A 20001-nucleotide genomic window follows, 5' to 3' on the forward strand; every position below is an offset into this window, starting at 1 on the left:
ATGCCCGGCGGCTTGGCGCAAGCAGCTTCCAGCCGCCGTTGACGCGTCAGCGCGCCTTCCTGCGAGCGCCCTTGCCGGTCGTCGCGGCGCGCGGCGCTTCCTTCTCGACCGGCGCGGCGCCGCTCATCTGCTCGAGCAACGACAGCGTATCGACATACGACAGAAACTGCTTCAGATACCCCGGCGACAGCTCGCGCATCAACGACAGCGCGCGATGCACGAGGCTGCTCGAATTGAGCGGCCCCGCGTTGCCGGGCACCTGCGCGAGCGACTGACGCAGCTGCTTTTCGGTGCGGACTTTCGACCAGACTTCGCGGAAGTAGTCGAGCACGGGGAGTTCGGGATAGGCGGCGGCGTGCGGAGCGTCGGCCCGCGCGTGGTGGCGGGCGAGCTGTTCGATCAGCGCCGTGAGCGTGGCGTCGCTGGGCGTGTCGGCTTCAATGGGAGTGGCTTTCAACGCGCTCTCGGCCGCGGCTGCACGCTCGACCTCGGCCGTATATTCGGCCAGTAATGCCGCCAACCGTTGCTCGATCACCCGTCGCGTCTCGCCGCTGTGCCGCGCCGCGCGCCGCGCAAGCGCTTCGAGCAGATGAAAGCGCAGCGGATCGAGCCGATCCGCACCGCTCGCGCGCCATGCATCGAGCGTCGCGCGAGCCGCGTCGATTGCGTCGTCAAGCACCGGACTTCTCCGCTGCCGCCGCGCTCGACGGCCGCGGCACCGGCGCGATTTCGACGCGGCGGTTTTTCGCGCGGCCGGATTCGTCGGCATTCGAACTGACCGGCTGCTCGGAGCCGAACGCCGCCGCAAACACCGACGACGCCGGCAAGCCCTCGTCGATCAGCGCGCGCGTGACCGTCAACGCGCGCTGCGCCGACAGCTCCCAGTTATCGGCGAAGCGTCGATTGCCTTCGCGCAGGCGTTGATCGTCGGTGAAGCCGCTGACCATGAGGATCTGATCGCTCGCGCGCAGATACGCGGACAGCGGACCGGCGAGGCTCTTCAGCAGCGCGCGGCCCTCGGGCTGCAGCTGCGCGGAGTTCAGCGCGAACAGCACATTGCCGCTAATGCCGATGCGGCCATTGACGAGCGTCACGCGCCCCGCCGCGAGCGGTCCCGCGAGCGCCTGCTCGAGCGTCTTGCGGCGCTGGGTTTCGGCCTGGCGCTGCTTGACCTCCTGCTCGAGCTTGTTCGATAGCACGAGCTGCATGCCGATCACGCTCACCAGAATCAGCACGAACGCGCCGACCAGCACCGACATCAGATCGCCGAACGAGGCCCAGACCGGCGCGGCCGTTTCCACGCCGCCGTCGATGTCCTCGCTCATACCGCGTCGGCTCCGGCGGTCGCGCGCTGCGCGGCCAGCAACTGCAGGTCTTCGACGATCTGCTTCTGCGACATTACGCTGAGGTCGACCACGTCACGCGCCTGCGCGACGTAGTAGGCGAGCTGTTCGTCGCTACGGGCAAGCGATTTGTCGAGCGCCGCTTCGATGCGTTCGAGATGCGCGACGAGCTTGTCGTTCGCTTCGCCGAACATGCCGACGGCCGCGCTGAATGCTTCGCCGAGGCTCGCAACTTCCACCGCGCTGCCGGTGACCTGCGCGGCGACCGTGCCGAGCTTGCCGGTCTCGTGTTCGAGGTGCTCGGTGAAGCGATTGCCGACGCGTTCGAGCAGATCCGCCGACGTGGAGACCAAGGCATCGACGGCGGTGCGCTGCTCGGTCGACGCGTGATTGACCGCGTCGAGCAGCGTTTCCAGCGTGGCGAGCAGACGGCTGCGCTCTTCCAGCATCGCGGTGTCGCGGACCATGCTGTCGGAGAGCTTCTGGCGCAGCTCCGCGACGACTTCGGCGGCGGCCTTCGGCGCTTCCGATGCCGCCTGCACGAGGCGCTCGATCTCGGCGATCGTCGCGCTGGCATGCGATTGTGTCTGCGCGGAGATATCGCGTGCGGTTTGCGCGAGCGCGTCGCAGATCTGCTGCTGACGGGTCGCCGTTTGCGAACCCGTTTGCTGCCATTGTTCGCTGAGCTTTGCGGTCATCGCACCGAGCGCTTCGGTCCACGCGGCGAAGCGCTGTTCGTCGCGCGCGGCGAGTTCGGCTTGCAGGTTTGCTGCCGCCTTCGGTACTTCAGCCGCTGCTTGCACCAGTCGATCGATTTCGGCGATCGTCGCGCTGGCATGCGTTTGCGCTTGCGCAGAAATTTCCCGTGCCGTCTGTGCAAGCGCGTCGCAGATCTGCTGTTGATTGCTTGCGGCTTGCGCACCCGTCTGCTGCCATTGTTCGCTGAGCTTTGCAGTCATCGCACCGAGCGCTTCGGTCCATGCGGTGAAGCGCTGTTCGTCGCGCGCGGCGAGTCCGGCTTGCAGGTTTGCTGCCGCCTTCGGTGCTTCGGCCGCTGCTTGCACCAGTCGATCGATTTCGGCGATCGTCGCGCTGGCATGCGATTGTGTCTGCGCAGAAATTTCGCGCGCCGTCTGTGCAAGCGCGTCGCAGATTTGCTGCTGATGGCTGGCGGCTTGCGCACCCGTCTGCTGCCATTGCTCGCCAAGCTTCGCGCCCATCGCGTCGAGCGCCTCCGCCCATGCGCCCAAACGCTGCTCGTCGCGCGCGGTCAGTTCCGTCTGCAAGGTCGCATGCGCGCTACCGACAGCACTCAGCAACGCCGCGGCATGCTGTTCGAACGTCGCGGCGACGCGCGCCAACGCCTGTTCGTTGTTGGCGGCGAGCTTGTCGCCCGCGCTTTGCTGCTTTGCCAACGCGTCGCCCCACGCCTGCGACATGCCGCTGGCCGTCGCTTCGAGCCGCGCGGACACGCCGTCGAGCAACGCGGCCGAGCGCTGTTCGAACGCTTCGGCAACGCGTTCGACAGAAGCGCGCTGTTGCGCGGCCAACTCGTCGCTCGCCTGCCGATGTCCGGCGAGCGCGCTGCTGCAAATCTCGGCGACGTTCGCGCTGGTCGCCGCGAAGCCGCTCGACATGCCGTCGAGCTGACGCTGCACGGCCTGGGTCACCGCTTCGTGCAACGCGGCGGTCTCGCGCGACAGGCCGGCCATCGTCGCTTCGACGACCGGCTGCAGGGCTCTGCCCGCGGCCTGCGCGCTGCCGGCCACGCTGTCTTTCAGCGACTGTTCGATCACACCGGCGAGACGCAGATAAGCAGCTTCGGTGCGGCCGTAAAACGCGTCGAGGCTCGCGATCTGCCGCTCGTTCGACGCGGCGCTCTGTTGTTCGAGCGCGCTCATCATCGTCTGCAGACGTTCGACCAGCAGCGGCGTCGCTTCGGCCTGGCGTTGCAGCAGCCGGAAGCTTTCGTCGCGCTGATGGCTCTGCGAGTACACGCGCAAAGTCGTCGCGATCTTCACGTCGAGCTGTTGCGCCGCTTCGAGCCGCTCGCGGCGACACAGCGCCGACAACAGCCCGAGCATCGCCGACGTCGCGACACCCGCGATCGACGTGCCGAACGCGAAGCTCAGCCCCTTGACCGGCGCGGCCAGCGATGCGCGGATCGCCTGCAGGTCGCTTGCGCTCTCCAGCGCGAGGCCGGTGCCGCGCAGCGTCATCACCATGCCGAGCAACGTGCCGAGCATGCCGAGCAACACCAGCAGGCCGACCAGATACGGCGTCAACGCGGGTCCCGGCAACGCGACGCGCTCGCCTTCGACGCGCAGCCGCACGCTATTGCGCAGACTCGGATGGATGGGTTCGAGAAACGCGCCAAGGCTCGGCGGTGGTCCGGACAGCGCGGAGAGCGCGCCCGTCAGCGTGGTAGTCGCCTGACTATAGCGGCGCAATTCAAGCGCGCCCAGCACATAGAACCCGCCGATCAGCAGCGTGACGGCGAACGCGAGCGGATTGGAGACGGCGTAACCAACGGCGATCCAGCACGCCGCGGCGAGCCCCGCGAGAAATACGACGAGATCGATACGATATCTGGACATGGGGTCCCAGTTAGCAGGCGCGAAGAGCCGCGAGCAGCCCTTCGACCGGTTGAAAACGAACATCCAGCTCGGCCAGCAAAACGCTTTGCATGTCCTTGCGGAAGGCGTCGAGCCATGCGTCGGACGCCAGCGGCGCGGCAGCGTTGCTGGCGTCGGTCGCTTCCGCTTCCGCGACCCTCCGGGCCTCCCCCTCTTTCAAGCGCTCGAAGTGCCCGCCGAGCAGGCCGGGCACCGCGCCGAGCAAGGTCCGCTCGCGCTCGCCGAGCGCACGCTCCATCACCGCATCGACGACCGCGAGCCGCGCGAGCGCCGGCGCTTGCGTCGCCAGCAGCGCGCGCAGCCGGCCGCGTAACGTGCCGATCGCCGTTTCCATCGACTGCTGAAGCGCGAGGTAGCGCTGCCGGAACACCGCGTAGTCGGCCTGCGTGTCGACGGCCACGCGCGGCGCCGACATCCGGGCGGACAAAGGTGGCGAGCTACGCCGCCGGGAGCCCGCGAGCACGCTATCGCTGGCGATTGCGCTCACCAGCGAGCGGCGCACACGCGTGCACTCTTCCTCTTCCGCGCGGCCGAACGCGCGCGCGCCACCAGCGACGGCGGGCGGCTTGCCGTCGAGCGCCGATGACAACGCGATAGCGTCGGTCCAGCCGAGCCACTGGCTCAGCCGATCCGCCAGCGATTGGCGCGATTCGGCGACATCGGCCTCGGCGAGACGGGCCAATAAGCGAACGAGCGCGGGCCCGCTGAGGGCGCTGCGCTGAGGGGCTTGCAACATACCACCGGACGCAAAAAAGTCAGCAGTTTACACGCTGAGGCCAACGAGTCCGAAGTCGCTCGCTCGATCGTGCGTCGAAAGACACGGTTTTGCCCGATCGAACCTGGCATTCGCGCATTTTCCCGAGCGCGGTTTTTTGCCAATAGCGAAGCAAGCCTATCCCTGTATAAGATGAAAGCTGGCGCCTCGCCTCGCACCGAACACTGCGGAGCGTCGACAACACACAGAACACACGCAAGGCGGACAGGGAGCATGAAATTCGATACCGTGGTGCTCGGCGCCGGCATTGTCGGGGTATGCGTCGCCGTGCATCTGCAGAAGCGCGGGCGCGCGGTTGCACTGATCGATCGTAAGCAGCCGGGCAACGAGACGTCGTTCGGCAACGCCGGCCTGATCCAGCGCGAAGGCGTCTATCCGTACGCGTTTCCGCGCGGGCTCGGCACGCTGCTGCGCTACGCGCGCAACCAGTCGCCCGACGTGCGCTATCACGCCGACGCGATGCTCCAGGTTGCACCGTTCCTATGGCGCTACTGGCGCAACTCACATCCGGCGACGCACGCGGAAATCGCGAAGTCGTACGCGACATTGATCGAACATTGCGTCAGCGAACATCGCGCGCTCGCCGCTGACGCCGGTGCGAGCGCGCTGCTGCGGCCCATCGGCTGGATCAAGGTGTTTCGCAACACCGCCGCGCGCGATGCCGAAATCACGCTTGCCGAACGGTGGCATCGCGAATACGGCGTCGAGTTCGAAACGCTCGACGCCCCGCGCCTGCAACAGCTCGAACCCGATCTCGACAAGCGCCTGCAAGGCGGGCTGCGCTATCCGCAATCCGATTCGGTCAGCGATCCGAATGCGCTCGTCACCGCGTACGCGCGGTACTTCGAAGCGCTCGGCGGACGGTTCTTCATCGGCGATGCGGATACGCTTCGCGAAGGCTGGCAGGTCGATACGCGGGACGGGCCGATCTCGGCCGCGTCGGCGGTGATCGCACTCGGGCCGTGGTCGGATCGCGCGAGCACGCGGCTCGGGTATCGGCTGCCGCTCGCGGTCAAGCGTGGCTATCACATGCACTATGCAGCGCGTCGGACCGCACACCTCAACCATCCTATTCTCGACGTCGACCACGGCTATGTGCTCGCACCGATGGCGCGCGGCATCCGATTGACCACGGGCGTCGAAATCGCGCGTCCCGAAGCGGCCAAGACGCCAGTGCAGCTCGATGCGGCCGAGCCCATCGCGCGAACGCTGTTTCCGCTCGGCGAACGTCTGGACCCGGAACCGTGGATGGGACGGCGCCCGTGCACGCCGGACATGATGCCGATCATCGGCCCCGCGACGAAACATCAGGGGCTGTGGTTCGCGTTCGGCCATGCGCATCATGGTCTGACGCTCGGGCCGGTGACGGGGCGGCTGATCGCCGAGATGATGACCGGCGAGCAGACGCTGGTCGATCCGCGGCCGTTTCGGGTCGAGCGGTTTTAGCCCGGATGGTCAGAGAGCGGCTCGAGCGAGCGCCTGATCTTGTTACTTCCATGAAGGAAACGACGGACAAGAGTGCCCGCAACGGGCCTCTTGAACGACCGGTTTTTGCCCTCTTCCGCAACTGGGCAAGGACAGCGGTTCTCAAAACCCGCTCCTCGCCATGCCCCGGGAGCCATCCTTTCACAGCCAGGCTTTGCGCGATATAGCCGACAACTACCCGACTTCATCGCTCAATTTCCCTCGATTTCACTCTCAACCTCGCGTTCACCGCACTCTTCCCCAGCCAGCTCCCGCCAAAATATCTATTGAGAACGCTTCTCAATTACGCGGCAATTGAATACAATCCTCTCGAAATCACTTTGTAATAAACATGGAATGCCCGGGTAAGGAAACTGACCCCGCCCTGGCTTCCCGAACTCGACGGGGATAAACATGAAGTTGCGGTCCGACGATCCGAAGCTCGGCAAAATCAGCACGACACTATGCGGCGTACTGGCCGCCGGCCCCGCCCTTGCGCAGGGCACCACGGCCGGCGCGCCGCCCGAGCGCGAGGGCCAGCTCGCGCCGATTTCCGTGCAAGGCCAATCGGACGATGGCTTCAAGACCGATCACTCCGCATCGGTCAAATTCACTGCACCGCTCGTCGATACGCCGAAATCGGTCACGGTGATTCCCGAGGAGCTGATTCGCAGCACCGGCGCGTCGACGCTGACCGAAGCGCTGCGCACCGTGCCCGGCATCACCTTCGGCGCCGGCGAAGGCGGCAACCCGCTCGGCGACCGGCCGTTCATTCGCGGCTACGACGCGCAGGGCAGCACGTTCGTCGACGGCATGCGCGATATCGGCGCGACCACACGCGAAGTGTTCAACATCGAAAGCATCGAAGTGACGAAGGGTTCGGACGGCACGTTCGGCGGACGCGGCGGCGCGGGCGGCAGCATCAACCTGATCACGAAGACGCCGCATCTGGGCACGACCGCCGACGGCAGCGTCGGCCTCGGCACCGACCGCTATCGCCGCTTTACCGCCGACGGCAACTGGCAGATGGCCGACCACGCGGCGTTCCGCCTGAACGTGATGAGCCACAACAACGACGTGGCCGGCCGCGACGCGGTCAACAACGAGCGCTGGGGCATCGCGCCGTCGTTCACGTACGGTCTCGGCACGCCGACCCGCGTGACGGCGAGCTACTACCACCTGAGCACCGACGATCTGCCCGACAGCGGCATTCCGTACTTCTACACAACGACCAACAAGCCGGCGAACGTCAGCACGATCTTCCCGGCGCCGGTGGACCGTCACAACTTTTACGGCCTGATCGACCGCGATTTCCGCAAGACGAGTTCGGATATCGGCACCGTGCGTATCGAACACGACATCAACGGCGACCTGACGATCCGCAATACGACGCGATACACGAAGTCGACCCAGGACTACATCTGGACCCAGCCCGACGACAGCCAGGGCAACGTGGTCAACGGCAAGGTGTGGCGCCGCGCGAACACGCGCGCGAGCAACGTGTACAGCCTCGCGAACCAGACCGAACTGTTCGGCGAGTTCAAGACGGGCTTCCTTAAGCACAGCTTCACGACCGGCATCGAGTTGTCGCGCGAAACCAGCGTCAACGATTCGTACACGGTGGCGGCCGCGACCGGCGCGATCTGCGCAACCAATGGTATTGGCGCGGCGTCGGGCTATAACTGCACGAGTCTCTGGACGCCGAATCCGAACGATCCGTGGGCCGGATCGATCAGGCAAACCAACGACCCGAGCCAGCAGCGCACGACCACCAAATCGATCTACGCGTTCGATACGATCGAATTGACGAAGCGCTGGCAGGCCAACGTCGGCCTGCGCGTCGAGGATTACTCGACCGATCTGCGCACTACCGTCGCCAACGGCGCGGCGCGTGTGTCGCGCGACGACACGCCGTTCAACTACCAGTTCGGCCTCGTGTTCAAGCCGGCATCGAACGGCAGCATCTATGCGTCGATCTCCACGTCGTCGACGCCGGCTGGCGCACTGCTCGGCCAGGGCAGCGAAACGCAGTCGCTGATTCCATCCCGCGGCGTTGGTCCGAACGCGGCGCTGTTGTCGCCGGAAAAGAACCGCAGCGTCGAAGTAGGCAGCAAGTGGAACGTGCTCGACAACAAGCTGTCGCTGACCGGCGCGCTGTTCCAGATCGACACGACCAATGCGCGCGTCACGCTGCCGGACAACACCTACGCGATGGCCGGCAACAAGCGCGTGCAGGGGTTCGAGTTCGGCGTGGCGGGTCAGTTGACCAACAAGTGGCAGGTGTTCGGCGGCTACACGTATCTTAAGAGCGAGTTGCGCAACAACGGCAAGACCACGTCGGATAACGGCCATCAGTTCCCGAACACGCCGAAGAACAGCATCAGCCTGTGGACCAACTACGACGTGCTGCCGAAGTTCACGATCGGCGGCGGCGCGTTCTATATGTCGCAGGTGTATGGCGATACCGCGAATCTGCGGGCGGTGCCGTCGTACTGGCGCTTCGACGGCATGGCCTCGTATCGCGTGAACAAGCACGTCGATCTGCAGCTGAACGTGCAGAACATTTTCAACCGCACGTATTACGACCAGGCGTACGCGTCGCACTACGCGTCGATCGCGCCGGGACGCTCCGCGTTCCTGACGCTCAACGCGCACTACTGATGCCGCGCGCGACGAACGAGGTGTCGGTGCGGGCGCTCGCGAGCGTGTCGCGCGATGAATTCGCCGCGATCCTCGCGGGGCCACCCGAGCGTGCCGCCGCGTGGGTCGCGGCGGCCGCGCGCAACGGCATCGTCGAGGCGCAGGCGGTGTACGGGCAGTACCTGCTCGACGGTCACGGCGTCGAGCGCGACGTCGACGAAGCGTTCGTCTGGTTCCGGCACGCGGCGCGGCGCGATCATCCGATGGCGATGAACATGCTTGGCCGCTGCTACGAACATGGCTGGGGTACGGCCGCGTGCGCGCCGGTCGCCGTGTACTGGTATCGGCTCGCGGCGCAAGCCGGGCTCGATTGGGGCATGTACAACTACGCGTCGGCGTTGGCGCTCGGTCATGGCATCGAATGCGATCGCGCGCAGGCATTGCAGTGGTTCTTGCGTGCGGCTGAACTCGGGCACGCGAAGTCGCTGAACTTCGTCGGCAGCTTTTACGAGGATGGCTGGACCGTCGATGCCGATGCGGATATCGCGCTTGACTACTATCGACGCGCGGCAGACGGTGGCGATTTTCGCGGGCAGTTCAATTACGCGCGGCTGCTCGCCGAGCGTGGCGAAATCGCCGAAGCATTGCAATGGTTGCAACGTGTGCCGCACACCGCGACCGGCGCGTTCGTCGCGAAGATGCGCACATGGCTGGCCGCTTCTTCCGTAAGCGCGTTTCGCGCACTCGAACGCAGCCTTGGCGCAAACGCCAATACGAATGCGAATGCAAGCCCCAACATGAACACGCAAATCAGCGCCACGCCAAATCTGGCGCAGGAGCCGCGCACATGATGCTGCATTTACCCGCCGTACTCAGCAAACAGCAGATCGCGCAATGCCGCGAAATGCTGGACGCGGCGCAATGGATCGACGGCAATGCAACCTCCGGCCAGCAATCGGCGCAAGCCAAGCGCAACCAGCAGCTGCCCGAAGGCTCGCCCGCCGCGCGCGCGATCGGCGATGCGATTCAGGACGCGCTCGGCCGCAACGCGCGCTTCTTTTCCGCCGCATTACCGCTGAAAGTCTTCCCGCCGCTTTTCAATCGCTATACCGGCGGCGACGGTTTCGGCACGCACGTCGACAATGCGATCCGCCAGCTGCGCGGCACGGACTTCCGCATCCGCAGCGACCTGTCGGCGACGCTGTTCCTCGCCGAGCCCGACACCTACGACGGCGGCGAGCTTTGCATCGAGGACACCTACGGCGTGCATCGCGCGAAACTGCCGGCCGGCGACATGGTGCTCTACCCCGCGTCGAGCCTGCATCACGTGAGCCCGGTCACGCGCGGCGTGCGCGTCGCGTCGTTCTTCTGGATCCAGAGCATGGTCCGCGACGACGGCCAGCGCGCGACGCTGTTCCAACTCGACAACGATGTGCGGACGCTCGCGGCCGAACGAGGCTCGAACGACGCGACCGTCGTGAGCCTCACCGGCATCTATCACAATCTGCTGCGTCGCTGGGCCGACGCCTGATCCGCGCCCAGCCACGAACCTTCGATGCAATAAAAAACGCCGCGGGCCAACAGCCCCGCGGCGTTTTTCATCGAGCCGGACAAACGTCGATCAGGCCGTCACGGCAGCCCGGCGCGGCGACAGTGCCGACACCAGGAAACTCACGACGATGTTCGCGACCAGCGCGATCAGGCCGATATACAGCGGGTAGTTCTCGTGGCCGAAATGCAGGCCATACACCGGCTTGAGCCCTTGCGAAATCGCGAGGCCCGTGCCGAGCACGATACCGACGAGCCAGCCGAGGAACAGACCCGGCGTGTTCAGACGGCGCGTGTACAGCGAGAACACGATGGCCGGGAAAATTTGCAGAATCCACACACCGCCGAGCAGTTGCAGATCGATCGCGTACTGCGTCGGCAGGAACACGATGAACAGCAGCGCGCCGAACTTGACGACCAGCGAGACGATCTTCGCATTGGCCGCTTCCGCTTGAGGCGACAGATTCGGCGACACCAGCGGACGCCACAGATTACGCGTGAACAGATTCGCTGCGCCGATCGACATGATCGCGGCCGGCACCAGCGCGCTGATCGCAATCGCGGCGGCCGCGAAACCGACGAACCACGACGGGAACAGCGTACCGAACAGCGTCGGCACCACATCGCTTGCCGACTTCACATTCACGCCCGCGGCGATCGCCATATAGCCGAGCAGCGCGATCAGGCCGAGCAGCACCGTGTAGGCCGGCAGGAAGATCGCGTTCTTGCGAACCGTCTTTGCCGACGACGACGACAGCACCGCCGTCATCGTATGCGGATACATGAACGCGGCGAGCGCCGAGCCGAGCGCGAGCGATGCGAATGCGGTGTACTGGTTCGGCTTCAGCAGGATGCCGGTCGCGCCGCCCTTCGCCTGGAAGTGCGCATCGGCCAGTTCGAACACGTGCCCATAGCCGCCGAGCTTCACCGGAATCAGCCATACCGCCGCGATCACGACGATATAGATCATGATGTCCTTGACGAAGGCGATCATCGCCGGCGCGCGCAGGCCGCTCGCATACGTATAGAGCGCGAGGATCACGAACGCGACGATCAACGGCAATTCGCCGGTGACGCCGAGACCCTTGATCACGACCTGCATGCCGACCAGTTGCAGCGCGATATACGGCATCGTCGCGACGATGCCGGTCAGCGCGATGGCTGCCGGGAACCACTTGCCGCCGTATTCACCGTGCACGTAGTCGGCCGCGGTGATGTGGTTCTTCGCGTGCGCAACCCTCCACAGCTTCGGCATCACCGCGAACACGAACGGATAAACGATGATCGTGTACGGCAGCGCGAAGAAGCCATACGCGCCCACCGAATAGACGAGCGCGGGCACTGCGATCACCGTATAAGCGGTATAGAAATCGCCGCCGACGAGGAACCAGGAAATGATCGTGCCGAACTGCCGGCCGCCGAGGCCCCACTCGTGCAACTGCGTCAGATCGCCACGCTTCCAGCGCGCCGCGAAAAAGCCGATCACCGTGACGAGCACGAAGAACGCGATGAAGACCGTCATCGCAACCGGGTTCACAGGATTCAGATCGCTCATTTGAGACCTCGATACACGATGTAAATCAGCAGCGAGGTCAACGGCACCCACAGAAACTGATACCAGTAGAAGAAAGGAAAGCCCGCGAGCGACGGATGCGTGTCGTTGTAGAACGGCAGCCACAGCAGCGCGATATAGGGGATCAGCAAAATGAGCCAGAGCCATGAACGGCCGGCCGGCGGGGAGGTCTCCACGAACGTCTCCTTGAGTATTATCGACAGCACGCGCGATGGCTCGTGCGGGGAAATCGGGAACGCCGCACACTCGCCCGCCAAGCCTGGCGCAGCGCGGTACGCGACGGGCATGTAGTATTCGCCTTCGCGCGTTTCCTTACAAGCGCGCAACTACGTAAGCCGTCTACGTAATAATACGTAGCCCGTTGACTGGCTTTTTTCAACGATGAAACTCAAAGCAAAGATTGTGCTGCTGGCGATCGTGCCCTTTCTGGCGGCGATCGCCAGCATCGAGACCGGCGTGCGCCGCGAAGCGACGGCGCTCGCGGAGCGGCAGCACGCGACTACCCAGGCCGCCTACATGGCCAGCAAGGAGGTTGAGCTCAAGCACTACGTCGAGCTCGCGACCACCGCGATCGCGCCGCTCTACGAAGCCGGCGGCGAGAACGCGCGCGACGACGCGCTGCTGCGCACGCGCGCGCTCGCGATGCTCGAGAAGATGAATTTCGGCGAGGACGGCTATTTCTTCGTGTACGACCTGCACGGCCGCACGCTGATGCATCCGCGCGAGCCGGATCTGGTGGGCCGGGATCTGTGGTCGTTGCGCGATAGCCACGGCGCGCCGACGATCCAGCAGCTACTCGCCGCGGCCGCGCGCGGCGGCGGCTACGTGCGCTATCTGTGGCATCGGCCGTCGACCGGCAAGGAGGAGTCGAAACTCGGCTACGTGGTGCCGCTCGAACGCTGGGGCTGGATGCTCGGCACCGGCATCTATCTCGACGACGTCGACACCGCGCTCGCGCATATCGACGCCGAGGCCGCGGCGAATATCGCTCGCACGATGAAGTGGATCGACGCGATCGCGGTGGCAGGCCTCGCGGTGATTGCGCTGTGCGCACTCGTGCTGAATGTGACCGAATATCGCAGCGCCGACGCGAAGCTGAAGCGGCTCGCGCAGCAGGTCGTCGAGTCGCAGGAAAACGAGCGTGCACGGCTGTCGCGCGAACTGCACGACGGCATCAGCCAGATGATGGTATCCGTGAAGCTGCTGCTCGAATCGGCGCTCGCACGGCTCGAACGCGGCGACGCGCGCGTGCCCGCCGCCGAGGCCGCATTGTCCACCGGACTCACGCGGCTCGGCGATACGCTGCGCGAAGTCCGGCGCATTTCTCATGCGCTGCGTCCGTCGATGCTCGACGATCTCGGCGTCGCCGCCGCGCTCGAACAACTGACGCGCGAACTCGGCGACGAGTCCGGCATCGCGATCGGCTTCACGCAGATCGCGCACACGCATGCGGCCACGCTGCCCGATACGGTCAACACCGTGCTGTTTCGTATCGCTCAGGAAGCGCTGACGAACATCGTGCGGCACGCGCAGGCGTCGAGCGCGGCGCTTGCGCTCGAAGTGTCGCGCGACGCGGTCACGCTGACGATCTCCGACAACGGCCGCGGTTTCGACGTGGCCGACGCATTCGTCGGCGGACTTGAGGGCATCGGTCTGCGCAACATGCGCGAACGGCTCGAAGCGCTCGGCGGCATGCTGTCGCTGAACTCGCAGCCGGGACACACCGTCGTTACCGCGCGCGTGCCGCTGCCAACGACGCACGCCACGGTGCCGCCCCTGCAGGAACTCTCATCATGAACGACACGACCTCTCCTTCCATCGCGCGTCTACTGCTCGTCGACGATCATCCGCTCGTGCGCGACGGTCTGCGCGCACGTCTCGAAGCAGTGCGCCACTTCGAAGTGGTCGGAGAAGCGGGCGACGCGCAAGCAGCGCTCGCGCTGGCCGAACGCCAGGCGCCGCATCTGGCGCTGATGGATGTCGGCATGAAAAGCGGTATGAACGGCATTGCGCTGGCAGGCCTTTTTCACGAGCGCTTTCCGGCGATTCGCGTACTGATGCTGTCGATGCACGACAACCTCGAATACGTAACTCAGGCAGTGCGCGCGGGCGCGAGCGGCTACGTGCTGAAGGATTCGCCGGCGCTTGAGATCATTCAGGCAATTGGCGCGGTACTCGACGGCAAGACCTTCTTCAGCGCAGAGATCAGTGCCCGACTGATCCAGGCGTCGGCAAAGCAATCGCCGGTCGAACGTTTGACGCCGCGCGAGCGCGACATTCTCGATGCGCTTGCCGAGGGACTGTCGAGCAAGCAGATCGCGCAGCGCAACGATCTGTCGGTGCGAACCGTGGAGACGCATCGGCTGAATCTGAAGCGCAAGCTCGATATCGAAGGACAGGCCGAGTTGATCAAGTTCGCGGTCGAGAATCGGCGCAACAAGCGTTGAGGTTCGCGGGCGCGCGATAATGGGCGGTCCACACCCGGAGCGACCACAGCATGAAACGCGTGTTCGAACTGAGTCTCGCCAGCCTGATGCTATGCGTGGCCGCGGCTCGCGTTTATGGCGAACCGGCGCGGGTCAATCGCGGCCACGATCCATTTCTGCAGATCTCCAAAGCTGTCGCTGATTGCCCGACGCCGCTCGGCCCATTCGAAACCGAAAAGGAATGGCTCGACGATAGCCATTACAGAATCGAACGCGGCAATAGCTGCTGGATCGAAGGCCGTTGCCGTTTGCCGAACGCGTATCTGTACGATGCGGAAATCGCCGACAGCGTGCAACGGCGTCTAGCGAATCTGAACGCCGCGACGCACTGGCGCGAGCAAACGACGCTATGGCTCACGCTGCAACGCCGCTTCATCTACGTCGAAGGTTGCGTCGCGCCGGGTTTCGACAAGAAGACCTTCCTGACCGAACTCGCCAAAACGGCGGATGTCGAGCGCGTGATCGACAACACGATCACCGATCCTCACGCCACGCGGTTGCCGTATCGCACGCAGGCGGACCCGGATAAGCCCGTGCTCAATCCTGGCAATTAGCGCGGCAACTGGCGATGTTTTCGCCCTTTGGCATCAACTGTCTGCTATATCGGCAGACGTCGATAGCAACGCAGAAATCGTTCGTTTGGCCTTTATAGCGTCATTGCTAACATCGGCGGCCCTCCCCTACGGTCCGCAATAACAATGACAACACCTCGATTTCGCCGTACCCGCTATCGCCCTTCATTGCGTCTCGGCATGATCGGCGCCGCCGTCGCGAGCCTCGTCACGCTCGCCTCGTGCGGCGAAGACAACCTGCCGGCCGCGTCCGCCGCGTCGAATGCCACGCCGGTCGTCGCGCAGAAGCGGCCGAACATCCTGTACATCATGGCCGATGACCTCGGCTACTCCGACATTCACGCGTTCGGCGGCGAAATCAACACACCCAATCTCGATGCGCTGGTGCAAAGCGGCCGCATCCTGACGAATCACCACACGGGCACCGTCTGCGCGATCACGCGTTCGATGCTGATCTCGGGCACCGATCACCATCTGGTCGGCGAAGGCACGATGGGCGCGCCGACCGACGAGCGCAAAGGACTGCCGGGATACGAAGGCTATCTGAACGATCGCGCGCTATCGGTTGCGCAGTTGCTGAAGGACGGCGGCTATCACACGTACATGGCCGGCAAGTGGCACATCGGCTCGGGCATCGTCGGCAGCGCGACGGGCAGCGGGCAGACGCCGGACCAATGGGGCTTCGAGCACAGCTACGCGCTGCTCGGCGGCGCCGCGTCCAATCACTTCGCGCACGAACCGGCCGGCTCGAAGAACTACACCGAAGACGGCAAGTACGTGCAGCCGGGCCAGCCCGGACAACCGGGCGGCGCGGGCGGCACCCCAGCCGTGTTCTACTCGACCGACTTCTACACGCAGCGCCTGATCTCCTATATCGATTCGAACAAGGGCGACGGCAAGCCGTTCTTCGCGTACGCGGCCTATACGTCGCCGCACTGGCCGCTGCAGGTGCCCGATCCTTATCTGCACAACTACGTCGGCAAATACGATGCTGGCTATGACGCGATCCGCGATGCGCGTATCGCCCGGCAGAAAGCGCTCGGCATCATTCCGCAGGACTTCGTGCCGTATGGCGGCGCCACGGAGACGCTGGCCGCGAGCCCGGCCACCGCAAACAACGGCACCACGAACGCGAAATACGTGAGCGCCGTGAACAGCGCCGTGCAGGGCTACACCGATTACGGCCCCGGCTATGTGAACAAGAAGTGGGACAGCCTGTCGCCGGCCGAGAAGAAAGCGCAGGCACGCTATATGGAAATCTACGCTGGCATGGTCGAGAACCTCGATCACAACATCGGCGTCTTGATCCAGCATCTGAAGGACATCGGCGAATACGACAACACGTTCATCGTGTTCCAGTCGGATAACGGCGCCGAGGGCTGGCCGATCGATTCCGGCGCGGACCCGACCGCCACCGACACCGCGAACGGGGCCGATCCGACCTACTCGCAACTCGGCACCGACAACGGCAAGCAGAACGCGCAACGTCTGCAATACGGCTTGCGTTGGGCCGAAGTCAGCGCGACGCCGTTCCGCTTGACCAAGGGTTATTCGGGCGAAGGCGGCGTGTCGACACCGTTGATCGTGCATCTGCCGGGCCAGACTTCGCAAAAGCCGACGCTGCGGGATTTCACGCACGTGACGGACAACACCGCGACGTTCCTTGCAGTCGCGCAGATCGCGCCGCCGACCACGCCCGCTCCCGCGCTGATCAATACGCTGACTGGCGTCGATCAGAACAAGGGCAAGGTGGTCTACAACAACCGCTATGTGTATCCGATCACCGGAAAATCGCTGCTGCCGCAGCTCGAAGATCAGAGCGCCGCGCCCGTGCATAGCGCGTCGTTCGGCGACGAGGCCTACGGCCGCGGTTATCTGCGCAGCGCCGACGGCCGCTGGAAAGCCCTGTGGACCGAACCGCCGCTCGGCCCCGTCGACGGTCACTGGCAGCTGTACGACATGAGCGCCGATCGTGGCGAAACGCAGGACGTGTCGGCGCAGAATCCGTCGATCATCGATGGTCTCGTGCAGCAGTGGAACGACTACATGACGAGGGTCGGCGGCGTCGAGCCGTTGCGTCCGCGCGGCTACTACTGAGCAGACGATGGCGTTTTCATTCAAGCTCAAAGGCGGCGTGGCGCTGTATGGCGCATACGCCGCGATCGCGGCGGCCGCATTCGCCGCCGCGCTTGCCGCGCCTTCCATCGGTGCGGCGAGTGCGGCGGTATTCGGCGGCTCGCCGAGCGCATTCGACAGCCTGAACCGCTCGCGTCCGCTCGCCGCGCTCGGTTCCGAGCAGCAATGCGAGCGTTACTCGGGCCTGCCTGCGCGCTGGCGCGACGACCCGCAAGCCGGCATGGTGCATCTGCATGGTGGCGAGTTCGTTCTCGGCAGCAAGCTCGGTTACGAAGACGAGCGCCCGGCCGGCGACGGCAAGACGCACGTGGCCGGTTTCTGGATCGACCAGACCGACGTCACGAATGCGCAGTTCGACGCGTTCGTGCGCGCGACCGGGTACGTCAGCGATGCGGAGCGCCAGGGCGGTGCGGTCGTTTTTCACACGCCGACGCGCGAGGAAATGAACGCGCGCGATCTCGCCTGGTGGAGTTGGGTCAAAGGGGCCGCGTGGAATCATCCGAGCGGCCCCGGCAGCAATCTCGACGGCCGCATGAATCAACCGGTGACGATGGTCACGCAGGCCGATGCGCTCGCGTACGCACACTGGCTCGGCCGCGATCTGCCGAACGAAGCCGAATGGGAATACGCGGGCAAAGCCGGCCACGAAGGCGCGGATCTCGACACCGCGCCGCGCGACGCGCACGGCAAGCCGAGCGCGAACTACTGGCAAGGCGTGTTTCCGGTGCTCAATACCAGCGAGGATGGTCATGCCGGCCTGTCACCGGTCGGCTGCTATGCGGCGAACGACTTCAGGCTTTACGACATGATCGGCAATGCGTGGGAATGGACCAAGGACGTGTACAGCGGTCCGCACCAGTCGCATACGAACGGCGATACCGCGGCCGTGGCGCCACTCAGTCGCCGGCACGATACGCCGATGGTCATCAAGGGCGGCTCGTTCCTGTGCTCGCGCGACTATTGCGTCAGGTATCGCGCGGCGTCGCGCGAGCAGCAGGAAGCCGATTTGCCGGCGTCGCATATCGGCTTTCGCACGGTGTCGAGGGATCAGTCATGAAGCGATATGCGATTGCCGCGCTTGCGCTCGCGGTGTGGACTGCCTCGCTGCCCGAACCCGCGCACGCCGCCGCGCAGACTATCAAAGTCGGCGTAAGTTCGGGCGCACAAGCGGAGATCATGAACGAAGTGCGCCGCGTCGCCGCGACCAAGGGTCTGGCGCTCGACGTCGTGGTGTTCGATCAGCCGTCGCGGATCGACGCGGCGCTCGTCGCGAAACAGATCGACGTCGCGAGCTTCGAAGACGAACCCGCGCTCGACGCGCAGCGCAAACTGCATGGCTACGCGCTGACGAGCGTGGCCACGACCGTCACGTTTCCGGTCGCGCTCTACTCGCGCAAGCTGACGAACCTCGTGCAATTGCAGCGCGGCGCGACGATCGCGATTCCCGACGATCCCGCCGGCACCGCACGCGCGCTGATCCTTCTGCAAAACGAAACGCTGCTGACGTTCCGCGACAGCGCGGGCCTGCACGCGACGCTCGCCGACATCACGAGCAACCGCCTCCACCTGAAGATTCGCCAGGTGCCGCGCGCGCGCCTGTACGACTCGTTGAACAGCGTCGCGTTCGCCGTGATCGACAGCGACACAGCGGCGCGCTCCGGTCTTTTCCCCGCTCGCGACGGCCTCAGTCTCGAAGACGCGCGCTCGCCGTATGCAAACGTGCTGACCGTGCGCGACAGCGATCGCCAGAACCCATGGGTCGCGCAACTGGTCGCCGCCTATCATTCGAACGAGGTCGCGCATTTCATCCTCACGCGTTATCAGGACTCGGTGCGGCGGCCGTGGTGAACACGTTTTCGTTTTCCTGTTCCGCGTGCGGTCGATGCTGCAACAGTCCACCGTCGATGACGCTTGCGGAGTTGTTTCGCCATCCCGACCGGTTTATCGGCTGTATTGCGATTGGACGCGTGGCGCGCAGGCGGCCCGGCGAACGGCTGCGTGTCGGCCGGCATGAAGCCGTGCTCGACGAAGCCGACTGCGCGGCGTTCGAAGCGCTCGCCGATACGCTGCTGTATCGCGCGGGGGACACCTTCAGCATCGTCGCGCAGGGCTTCGACTATCCGTCGCTCGCGCGCTGCCCTGCTCTGGCGGACGACGGACGCTGCGCGATTCATCTGCAAGGCAAGCCGCTGACCTGCGAAGTGGTACCGCTCGACCCGCTCGTGCCGGACAGCCTGCAACATCTGGTGCTGGCCGAACGCGGCGCCAGCGCGATCTATGTCGGCAGCGCATGCATCCAGGAAGGCAAACGCGACGATGCGGCGTTGCTGGTCGACGCGGGCCGCATTGCCGATCCGCAAGCTGAAGATGCGCTCGCGCGGCGGCGCCGCGCGCTCGCACAGGAGCGCGCAATCTGGACGCAAGCCGTATTCGACGCATTGCGGGCCGACCTGTTCGATTCACCCGCCGCGCTCGCACGCATCCCCGCGGGCGGTTTTCTGACGCTCTCGCTCGTGCCGGCACTGCTGAGCGTCGCGGCGGCATCGTCGCGCTGCCGCGAGCTGTGCATCGACTATATCGACAGCCAGTTGACGTTGATCGAAGGCCGCATCGCGCAAGCGCTCACACGACGCCGGCTCGACGATCGTCCGGTCACGCAGCAGTTGCGCGGCTTTGCCAACGCGTATCGACACGCGAAAGCGCGCCTCGTCGATGCGGCCGCCACGGAGCAATACAATGGCACGCAGGCTTTGCGCCCCGACGTCGAAGCGTATCTGAGCGGCGCCGTTCACTGATCCGTCGGCGCGTCGACACTTTCTATTCCGCTA

At 65.1% G+C, this 20001-nt stretch carries 17 protein-coding genes; 11 read left to right on the forward strand and 6 right to left on the reverse strand.

Annotated features, from left to right (window positions below; all coding sequences use genetic code 11):
* Window positions 1–46: 46 nt before the first annotated feature.
* Genes QFZ94_RS05430 through QFZ94_RS05445 form a run of 4 tightly spaced genes read right to left on the reverse strand, consistent with a single transcriptional unit; the run spans window position 47 to window position 4715 of the window.
* Window positions 47–679: a DUF2894 domain-containing protein gene (locus tag QFZ94_RS05430; protein ID WP_429455826.1), complete on the reverse strand. Its 633-nt coding sequence runs from the start codon at window positions 677–679 to the stop codon at window positions 47–49.
* Window positions 672–1325 carry an OmpA family protein gene (locus tag QFZ94_RS05435; protein WP_368582300.1) on the reverse strand — a complete coding sequence of 218 codons (654 nt, stop codon included), beginning with the start codon at window positions 1323–1325 and terminating at the stop codon, window positions 672–674. The genes QFZ94_RS05430 and QFZ94_RS05435 overlap by 8 nt, the downstream gene beginning before the upstream one ends.
* Window positions 1322–3940 (reverse strand): DUF802 domain-containing protein, encoded by a 2619-nt coding sequence (locus tag QFZ94_RS05440; protein ID WP_429455827.1) that lies wholly within the window; start codon window positions 3938–3940, stop codon window positions 1322–1324. The genes QFZ94_RS05435 and QFZ94_RS05440 overlap by 4 nt, the downstream gene beginning before the upstream one ends.
* Window positions 3941–3950: 10 nt before the next feature.
* Window positions 3951–4715 carry a DUF3348 domain-containing protein gene (locus QFZ94_RS05445; protein ID WP_429455828.1) on the reverse strand — a complete coding sequence of 255 codons (765 nt, stop codon included), beginning with the start codon at window positions 4713–4715 and terminating at the stop codon, window positions 3951–3953.
* A gap of 252 nt (window positions 4716–4967) precedes the next feature.
* On the opposite strand from QFZ94_RS05445, the gene QFZ94_RS05450 reads away from it, so the two are divergent.
* From QFZ94_RS05450 to QFZ94_RS05465, 4 genes are all read left to right on the forward strand, one after another.
* A complete protein-coding gene (locus QFZ94_RS05450) occupies window positions 4968–6200 on the forward strand; it encodes an NAD(P)/FAD-dependent oxidoreductase (RefSeq protein ID WP_410851352.1) in 1233 nt (410 codons plus the stop codon).
* Between the two features lie 432 nt (window positions 6201–6632).
* The gene (locus QFZ94_RS05455) at window positions 6633–8879 is read left to right on the forward strand and encodes a TonB-dependent receptor (protein ID WP_429455829.1); all 2247 of its coding nucleotides are present in this window, start codon (window positions 6633–6635) and stop codon (window positions 8877–8879) included.
* Entirely contained in the window at window positions 8879–9709 is an 831-nt protein-coding gene (locus QFZ94_RS05460) for a tetratricopeptide repeat protein (RefSeq protein ID WP_429455830.1), read from the forward strand. Before QFZ94_RS05455 ends, QFZ94_RS05460 begins: the two co-directional genes overlap by 1 nt.
* Window positions 9706–10389, forward strand: coding sequence for a Fe2+-dependent dioxygenase (locus QFZ94_RS05465; RefSeq protein WP_429455831.1), 684 nt, complete (start codon window positions 9706–9708; stop codon window positions 10387–10389). Before QFZ94_RS05460 ends, QFZ94_RS05465 begins: the two co-directional genes overlap by 4 nt.
* Before the next feature lie 90 nt (window positions 10390–10479).
* Here the strand turns inward: QFZ94_RS05465 and mctP are convergent, their stop codons facing one another.
* Entirely contained in the window at window positions 10480–11961 is a 1482-nt protein-coding gene (gene mctP, locus QFZ94_RS05470) for a monocarboxylate uptake permease MctP (protein ID WP_368582294.1), read from the reverse strand.
* Window positions 11958–12155, reverse strand: coding sequence for a DUF3311 domain-containing protein (locus tag QFZ94_RS05475; RefSeq protein ID WP_018434172.1), 198 nt, complete (start codon window positions 12153–12155; stop codon window positions 11958–11960). Before QFZ94_RS05475 ends, mctP begins: the two co-directional genes overlap by 4 nt.
* Before the next feature lie 205 nt (window positions 12156–12360).
* On the opposite strand from QFZ94_RS05475, the gene QFZ94_RS05480 reads away from it, so the two are divergent.
* The 7 genes from QFZ94_RS05480 to QFZ94_RS05510 all read left to right on the forward strand — a co-directional run bounded on the left by QFZ94_RS05480 (window position 12361) and on the right by QFZ94_RS05510 (window position 19968).
* A complete protein-coding gene (locus tag QFZ94_RS05480) occupies window positions 12361–13776 on the forward strand; it encodes a cache domain-containing protein (RefSeq protein WP_429455832.1) in 1416 nt (471 codons plus the stop codon).
* On the forward strand, window positions 13773–14426 hold the full coding sequence (locus QFZ94_RS05485) for a response regulator (RefSeq protein WP_368582292.1): 654 nt from the start codon (window positions 13773–13775) through the stop codon (window positions 14424–14426). The genes QFZ94_RS05480 and QFZ94_RS05485 overlap by 4 nt, the downstream gene beginning before the upstream one ends.
* Before the next feature lie 50 nt (window positions 14427–14476).
* Window positions 14477–15019, forward strand: coding sequence for a hypothetical protein (locus QFZ94_RS05490; protein WP_429455833.1), 543 nt, complete (start codon window positions 14477–14479; stop codon window positions 15017–15019).
* Between the two features lie 198 nt (window positions 15020–15217).
* Entirely contained in the window at window positions 15218–17134 is a 1917-nt protein-coding gene (locus QFZ94_RS05495; protein WP_429457712.1) for an arylsulfatase, read from the forward strand.
* A gap of 7 nt (window positions 17135–17141) precedes the next feature.
* Window positions 17142–18230, forward strand: coding sequence for a formylglycine-generating enzyme family protein (locus QFZ94_RS05500; RefSeq protein ID WP_429455834.1), 1089 nt, complete (start codon window positions 17142–17144; stop codon window positions 18228–18230).
* Entirely contained in the window at window positions 18227–19021 is a 795-nt protein-coding gene (locus QFZ94_RS05505; protein WP_429455835.1) for a MetQ/NlpA family lipoprotein, read from the forward strand. Before QFZ94_RS05500 ends, QFZ94_RS05505 begins: the two co-directional genes overlap by 4 nt.
* Window positions 19015–19968: a hypothetical protein gene (locus QFZ94_RS05510; RefSeq protein WP_429455836.1), complete on the forward strand. Its 954-nt coding sequence runs from the start codon at window positions 19015–19017 to the stop codon at window positions 19966–19968. The genes QFZ94_RS05505 and QFZ94_RS05510 overlap by 7 nt, the downstream gene beginning before the upstream one ends.
* Window positions 19969–20001: the final 33 nt, after the last annotated feature.

Origin of the sequence: Paraburkholderia sp. JPY465, assembly GCF_050436725.1 — a bacterium.
GTDB classification, from domain to species: domain Bacteria; phylum Pseudomonadota; class Gammaproteobacteria; order Burkholderiales; family Burkholderiaceae; genus Paraburkholderia; species Paraburkholderia youngii.

What these genes read in the sequence shown, in the direction of transcription:
- QFZ94_RS05500 (WP_429455834.1), top strand. Translation starts at nt 17,142, where the DNA reads ATGGCGTTTTCATTCAAGCTCAAAGGCGGCGTGGCGCTGTATGGCGCA.
- QFZ94_RS05455 (WP_429455829.1), top strand. Translation starts at nt 6,633, where the DNA reads ATGAAGTTGCGGTCCGACGATCCGAAGCTCGGCAAAATCAGCACGACA.
- QFZ94_RS05505 (WP_429455835.1), top strand. Translation starts at nt 18,227, where the DNA reads ATGAAGCGATATGCGATTGCCGCGCTTGCGCTCGCGGTGTGGACTGCC.
- QFZ94_RS05445 (WP_429455828.1), bottom strand. Translation starts at nt 4,715, where the DNA reads ATGTTGCAAGCCCCTCAGCGCAGCGCCCTCAGCGGGCCCGCGCTCGTT.
- QFZ94_RS05465 (WP_429455831.1), top strand. Translation starts at nt 9,706, where the DNA reads ATGATGCTGCATTTACCCGCCGTACTCAGCAAACAGCAGATCGCGCAA.
- QFZ94_RS05440 (WP_429455827.1), bottom strand. Translation starts at nt 3,940, where the DNA reads ATGTCCAGATATCGTATCGATCTCGTCGTATTTCTCGCGGGGCTCGCC.
- QFZ94_RS05480 (WP_429455832.1), top strand. Translation starts at nt 12,361, where the DNA reads ATGAAACTCAAAGCAAAGATTGTGCTGCTGGCGATCGTGCCCTTTCTG.
- mctP (WP_368582294.1), bottom strand. Translation starts at nt 11,961, where the DNA reads ATGAGCGATCTGAATCCTGTGAACCCGGTTGCGATGACGGTCTTCATC.
- QFZ94_RS05435 (WP_368582300.1), bottom strand. Translation starts at nt 1,325, where the DNA reads ATGAGCGAGGACATCGACGGCGGCGTGGAAACGGCCGCGCCGGTCTGG.
- QFZ94_RS05495 (WP_429457712.1), top strand. Translation starts at nt 15,218, where the DNA reads ATGATCGGCGCCGCCGTCGCGAGCCTCGTCACGCTCGCCTCGTGCGGC.
- QFZ94_RS05485 (WP_368582292.1), top strand. Translation starts at nt 13,773, where the DNA reads ATGAACGACACGACCTCTCCTTCCATCGCGCGTCTACTGCTCGTCGAC.
- QFZ94_RS05450 (WP_410851352.1), top strand. Translation starts at nt 4,968, where the DNA reads ATGAAATTCGATACCGTGGTGCTCGGCGCCGGCATTGTCGGGGTATGC.
- QFZ94_RS05490 (WP_429455833.1), top strand. Translation starts at nt 14,477, where the DNA reads ATGAAACGCGTGTTCGAACTGAGTCTCGCCAGCCTGATGCTATGCGTG.
- QFZ94_RS05460 (WP_429455830.1), top strand. Translation starts at nt 8,879, where the DNA reads ATGCCGCGCGCGACGAACGAGGTGTCGGTGCGGGCGCTCGCGAGCGTG.